The organism is Streptomyces sp. 8L (assembly GCF_020176795.1).
Taxonomy (GTDB): Bacteria; Actinomycetota; Actinomycetes; order Streptomycetales; family Streptomycetaceae; genus Streptomyces.
Window position 1 is genome coordinate 1 of sequence record NZ_JAIUKE010000609.1, and the last position, 5,747, is coordinate 5,747.

Annotated in this window: 5 protein-coding genes; 1 reads left to right on the top strand and 4 read right to left on the bottom strand. The window is 73.5% G+C overall.

Going from position 1 to position 5,747, the window contains the following annotated elements; all coding sequences use genetic code 11:
* Positions 1-198: 198 nt before the first annotated feature.
* Together LCE31_RS35630 and LCE31_RS35635 are read right to left on the bottom strand one after the other, a co-directional pair.
* Positions 199-555 (bottom strand): hypothetical protein, encoded by a 357-nt coding sequence (locus tag LCE31_RS35630; protein WP_225021978.1) that lies wholly within the window; start codon positions 553-555, stop codon positions 199-201.
* 219 nt (positions 556-774) lie between these two features.
* The gene (locus LCE31_RS35635) at positions 775-2,979 is read right to left on the bottom strand and encodes an ATP-dependent DNA helicase UvrD2 (protein WP_225021980.1); all 2,205 of its coding nucleotides are present in this window, start codon (positions 2,977-2,979) and stop codon (positions 775-777) included.
* Positions 2,980-3,245: 266 nt separating this feature from the next.
* Between LCE31_RS35635 and LCE31_RS35640 the strand changes: the two genes are divergently transcribed.
* A complete protein-coding gene (locus tag LCE31_RS35640) occupies positions 3,246-3,488 on the top strand; it encodes a mycoredoxin (RefSeq protein ID WP_225021981.1) in 243 nt (80 codons plus the stop codon).
* 209 nt (positions 3,489-3,697) lie between these two features.
* On the opposite strand, the gene nudC is transcribed toward LCE31_RS35640, so the two are convergent.
* On the bottom strand, positions 3,698-4,666 hold the full coding sequence (gene nudC, locus LCE31_RS35645; RefSeq protein WP_225021982.1) for an NAD(+) diphosphatase: 969 nt from the start codon (positions 4,664-4,666) through the stop codon (positions 3,698-3,700).
* A gap of 334 nt (positions 4,667-5,000) precedes the next feature.
* The coding region (locus tag LCE31_RS35650; protein WP_225021983.1) for a PD-(D/E)XK nuclease family protein at positions 5,001-5,747 on the bottom strand (747 nt) is incomplete at its 5' end.

Sequence of the window (5,747 nt, forward strand, 5' to 3'; positions counted from 1 at the left end):
CGCGCCCCCCCGCCCGCGCCCCCGCCCGCGGCCGGGCCCCGGCCACGCGGCCCCTGCCCGGCCGCGGCGCCCGCCCCCCCCGGGGGCCCCGGGGGCCCCCCGCCCCCCCCCCCCGGCCCCCCCGGGCGGCAAAAAACCCCGGGCCCGGGCCCCCGGGGGGGGGGCCCGCGGCCCTGAAGGCGCCGGCCTGATTGCCGATCAGGCTGGAGGACTCCAGGGTTCAGGCCCGCGGAAGGCCCACATTTCGTTCTCGTGCGTCGTCTGCTGATTCGTCTGCGCTCCGGCACTGGCCGCCGCGAAGGCATATGCCTTCGCCTGCTCCGCTACTCCCGCTGCCACCAGTGCCTTGGTCGGTCGCTCATCGCCGACGTGCTCGCGCACGGGCAGGGAGGACAGATCAAGACCGGGCAGGGAGGAGAAGGGGCGCATCTCAAAGACGCCCGGCATACCGGTGCCGTTGAGAATCAGGGACGAGGAGCCGAGAGAGGGAGCACAGGCGAAAGCGTGACCGGCCAGTTTGCCGGTGCTGGTGAAGCCGCTGGTGTTCGTGATCACTTCAATCGCCTCCTCTCGGCGTCTCGGGACCCGGCCGGAGCCGGTTCCTCACGTATGCGGACAGTGTCGTTGTGTGCTTCGACGCGCCCGGCCTGTCAAGAGCCGAGCATGTCAAGTACAGCACGGGAAGTCAGTCCTGGAGAAGACCGCCGTTCCCGTGGATAAGAACCTATGGGGATTCGCCCGGCGCGCGCAAACTATTTTCGCGACGAGTTTGCATCAGCTCGTCCCCTCTTCGCCGGAGCGGTTCTCACCTGCACAGATGGCCAGTACGTCGGGGCCGAAGCGGGTGAGTTTGCGGCGTACGACGCCGGAGATCCCGGCGAGCTCCCGCTCGTCGGACGGCACCGTCTCGGCGATGGCGATCAGGGTCTTGTCGGTGAAGACGCAGTACGCCGGCTGCCCCAGTTCGCGCGCCCTCACCTCGCGCCACGCGTGGAGCCGCTCGTACAGCGCCTCGTCCATGTCGGAGGGGCAGTCCTCGCAGCGCATCAGCTTCATCTCGCCCGCCTCCGTCAGCGTCCTGCCGCAGACGCGGCAGCGGGCGGGCCTGCGGTCGCGCCCGCGCCGCACGGGCTTCTCGTCTCCGGCGGCGCGCGCCGTGGCCGCGCCCAGCTCGACCGAGCCGCCCGCCCCGGACGCCGCCGTCCAGGTGGCGCGCCCGCCGCCCGGCCGCAGGCCCTGGAGGAAGCGCGTGGCCTTGCGGGACGGGCGTCCGCCGGGCGCGCGGGAGAGCGCCCAGGACAGCGAGAGGTGGACCCGCGCGCGCGTCACGCCGACATACAGCAGCCGGCGCTCCTCCTCGATCTGCGCCTCCGTCTTGGCGTACGTGATCGGCATGGTGCCCTCGGCGAGGCCGACCAGGAACACCGCGTCCCATTCGAGGCCCTTGGCCGCGTGCAGCGAGGCGAGTGTGACGCCCTGGACCGTGGGCGCGTGCTGGGCGGCGGCGCGCTCGTCCAGTTCGGTGACCAGGTCGGCGAGCGTCGCCTGCGGGCGGGCGGCCGCGAAGTCCTCCGCGAGCCTGACCAGCGCGGTCAGCGACTCCCAGCGGTCACGGACCGGGCCTGAGCCGGCCGGCGGCTGATCCGTCCAGCCCTTGGCGGACAGCACGGCGCGGACCTGGGAGGGCAGCTCGACCATGCCGTCGAGCAGGGCGTCGTTGCCGCCGAAACGCGCCGCACCGCGCAGCGCGGCGCCCGCCTCCCGTACTTCCTGCCGCTCGAAGAACCGCTCCGCACCGCGCAGTTGGTACGGCACGCCCGCGTCCGCGAGGGCCTGTTCATAGATCTCCGACTGCGCGTTGATGCGGAAGAGGACGGCGATCTCGCCGGCCGGGACTCCCGCCGCGATCAGATCGCGGATACGACGGGCCGTACCCTCCGCCTCGGCGGGCTCGTCCCCGTACTCCGTGTAGACGGGCTCGGGGCCCTTCGCGCGCTGCGAGATCAGTTCGAGCCGGTGCTCCGCCGCCCGTCCGCGGGCCTGGGCGAGCAGGCCGTTGGCGAGGTGGACGACCTGGGGGGTGGAGCGGTAGTCGCGGACGAGCTTGACGACCGTCGCGTTCGGGTGGCGGGTACGGAAGTTGATCAGGTGCTCGGGGGTGGCGCCGGTGAACGAGTAGATCGTCTGGCTCGCGTCGCCGACGACGCAGAGCGTCTCGCGATCGCCCACCCACAGCTCAAGCAGGCGCTGCTGGAGCGGGCTGACGTCCTGGTACTCGTCCACCACGAAGTGCTGGTACTGGCTGCGGACCTGGTCCGCGATGTCGTGCCGGTCCTGGAGGATGGCGACCGTCAGCAGCAGTACGTCCTCGAAGTCGATCACCGACCTGTCCCGCTTGAGCTGCTCGTACATCGCGTAGACCTGCGCCGTCTCGGCCGGGTCGCGCGCGGTCTCGCGGGCCGACTTCGCGATCACGGCCGCGTAGTCGGCGGGAACGGTCTGGGTGACCTTCGCCCACTCGATCTCGCCCGTGACCTCCCGCAGCTCGCCCCGGTCGAGGCGGAGCCGGCAGCGGGCGGCGGCCTCGGCGACGAGCGGCGCCTTGCGGTCGACGATCCTGGGCAGCTCGCCGCCGACGGCCCTGGGCCAGAAGAACTGGAGCTGGCGCAGGGCCGCCGAGTGGAACGTCCGCGCCTGTACGCCGCCCGCCCCGAGCTGGCGCAGTCTGCCCCGCATCTCGCCCGCCGCCCGGTTGGTGAACGTGACCGCGAGCACGCTGCCCGGCTGGAGCATCCCGGCGCGCACCCCGTAGGCGACGCGGTGGGTGAGGGCGCGGGTCTTGCCCGTACCGGCGCCGGCGAGCACGCACACAGGTCCCTGGAACGCCGTCGCGACGGCGCGCTGCTCGGGGTCGAGACCGTCGAGCACGGCGTCCGCGTCGGGGGGCGGGAGGGGTGAGGAGTGCGTTGCTGCTGTCACGCCGCCATGCTGCCAGGTCGCCCGGGACGGACGGGGGTCAGTGTCCACAGGCGGGGTGTGATGGTCGTACTGATGCAGGAGTCAGTACGTGGCGCGTGCGCCGTTTCCGTCGTCGGCAGGCCCCCGAGCGGCCGTGACCGCGCACTGTGGCGTGAAAGGCAAGCGGAGGCGCCCTACGGGAATGGTGGACGGGCGCTGTACGTTCCATGGATGCGCCGCGCCGGAGCCCCTGCCGGGCGGGCCGAAAACGAAGGAGCGCGAGGGACATGTCGGGCAATGTGACGATGTACAGCACCACATGGTGCGGCTATTGCCGTCGCCTCAAGGGCCAGATGGACCGCGAGGGGATCGCGTACACCGAGATCAACATCGAGCAGGACCCGGAGTCCGCGGCGTTCGTCGAGAAGGCCAACGGCGGCAACCAGACCGTGCCGACCGTGCTCTTCGCCGACGGCTCCACGCTGACGAACCCGTCGCTCGCGCAGGTCAAGCAGAAGATCGCAGCCTGAGCCCGGCGCGCGCACCGGACGGTCCCGGCGGCGCGAACGCGGCAGCGCGTCCCCGATCGGTGAGATCCGGCGCGAAGGCCCCGGAGAGTCCCGGCTCTCGGGGGCCTTCGTCGTGCCGGTGCGCCGCCCGGACGACCGCACGTGGCCGGCCGGGCGGGTCGGCCAGGGGTGGGCCGTCGGACCGTCGCGCCGGGGCCCGGCCCTCGCCGTCAGGCCCCCGCGTCGGATGTCGGCAGGGGCTTCGGGATCGGCTTGCCGTACCAGAGTTCGATCAGCCGGGCGGCGATCGAGATGCCCATCGGCGGCAGGATCTCGCCGCTCTCGATGGCCGTGCGCAGGTCCTCGCGGGAGAACCAGCGCGCTTCCTCGATCTCCTCGCCGTCCACGTTGATCCGCGAACCCGTGGCGCGCGCCATGAAGCCGAGCATCAGGCTGGACGGGAAGGGCCATGGCTGGCTCGCCACGTACTCGACGTCCCCGATGACGATGCCCGCCTCCTCCCACACCTCACGGGCCACGGCCTTCTCGATGGACTCGCCGGGCTCCACGAACCCCGCGAGGGTCGAGAAGCGGCCCTTGGGCCAGTGCACCTGGCGGCCGAGCAGCGCGCGGTCCTCCTCGTCCGTGACCAGCATGATCACCGCCGGGTCCGTACGCGGGTAGTGCTCGGCGCCGCACGCGGGGCAGCGGCGGATGTGGCCCGCCGCCGCGATCATGGTGCGTTCGCCGCAGCGGGAGCAGAAGCGGTGCAGCCGCTGCCAGTTCTCCAGTGCGACCGCGTGCACCATCAGGCCCGCGTCGCGCGCCGACAGCAGCATGCCCGCCTCCCGCAGCCCCGCGGCGCGCGCGGACTGGTCGAGGCGGCCCGGGAGGGAGTCCTTCTGGAGCGCGAAGTAGCGGACGCCGTCCTCGTCGGTACCGAGGAAGTAGCGGTGGGTCTCGGTGAGCGGCGCCTCGAAGGCCGGGGTCATCACCAGCTCGGTGCCGCCGTCGGGGGTGTCGTCGATGAGCACCTGCCCGCCGGAGACGACGAAGACCCGGGTCGTCGGATGGCTCCATGCGGCGGCGAGCCAGGCCTCGTCGAGACGGTGGTGCGCGGCGCGGTCGATGCCGCTGTCGGCGGTCAGCCCGATGGGCCGGTGTGCGGTGTCGTCACCGCTGGTGCTGCTGGTGGACACGTGTACTTCCAACTCCCCCTGATGGTGCGGGCGGCTTCTGGGTCGTGGCGGGCGGGCGAGTGCGTGCGGGGCGGTCCCGGGGCGCGTTGTCAGCGGCCGCACTCCGTACCGCCGGAGCCGCCGGGGGCCGGGTGGAGGGAGGCGCCCCGGGCCGGTCTGCGGGAAAGGACGTCGGACGGGGGGCGTGTGCGGACGGCACTGTCCGGGTTCTCGCTCATGATGTCGAGCCTAACCGGCCCGGCCCCGAAGCCTCCCGGGCGGTTGGCCGGGAGAGGCCCCCGCGCACGGCCGCCCGGCGCACCGCCCGGTCGCGTGCCGCTTCGGCGGACGGCGCTCACCGCGGTCCCGGCTCCCCCTTCAGTACGCGTTCCAGCGCCGCGCGGTCCGGCAGCCCCTCGGGCCGTACGGTCTCGCCGCTGCGCACGTGCACGAATGCGGCCGTCACAGCGGCGAGCGGCAGCCCGTGCCCCTCGGCCCAGGCGAGGCGGTAGACGGCCAGTTGCAGCGGGTCGAAGTCGCGGCCCCTGCCGGTCTTCCAGTCGACGATCTCGTAGGTGTACGGGTACGGGGCGTCCTCGGGCGCGGGTGCCCGGTACACCGCGTCGATCCTGCCGCGTACGACGCGGTCCGCGAGGGTCAGCTGGAACGGCTCCTCCACCCGGTACGGCGTGCGCCGGGCGTACGGCGAGCGCTCGAAGGCCGCCTTGAGCACCGCGAGGTCGTGCTCGTCGGCGATGCCGGGGTCCTCCGCGTCGCCGCCGGGCAGCTCGTCGGGGCCGAGGAGCGGCAGAGGCAGGGCCTCGAACCGCGACTCGACCCACGCGTGGAACCGGGTGCCCCGGCGCGCGGCGGGCCGCGGCGGGCGCGGCATGGGCCGGGCCAGCTCGCGCGCGTACGCGTCGGGGTCGGCCGCGAGGCGCAGCAGCTCCGTGGCGGACAGGGCGCCGGGCACCACCACGTCCCGCACCCCGGCGCGGGCCCGGGTCAGCTCCCCGGCGAGGGCGTCGAGATCCCGGTCCCAGGAGGCGAGGAGGCGCAGTTCCTCGGGCGTGGGGCCCGGCTCGCCGCGGGGCGGGGGGAC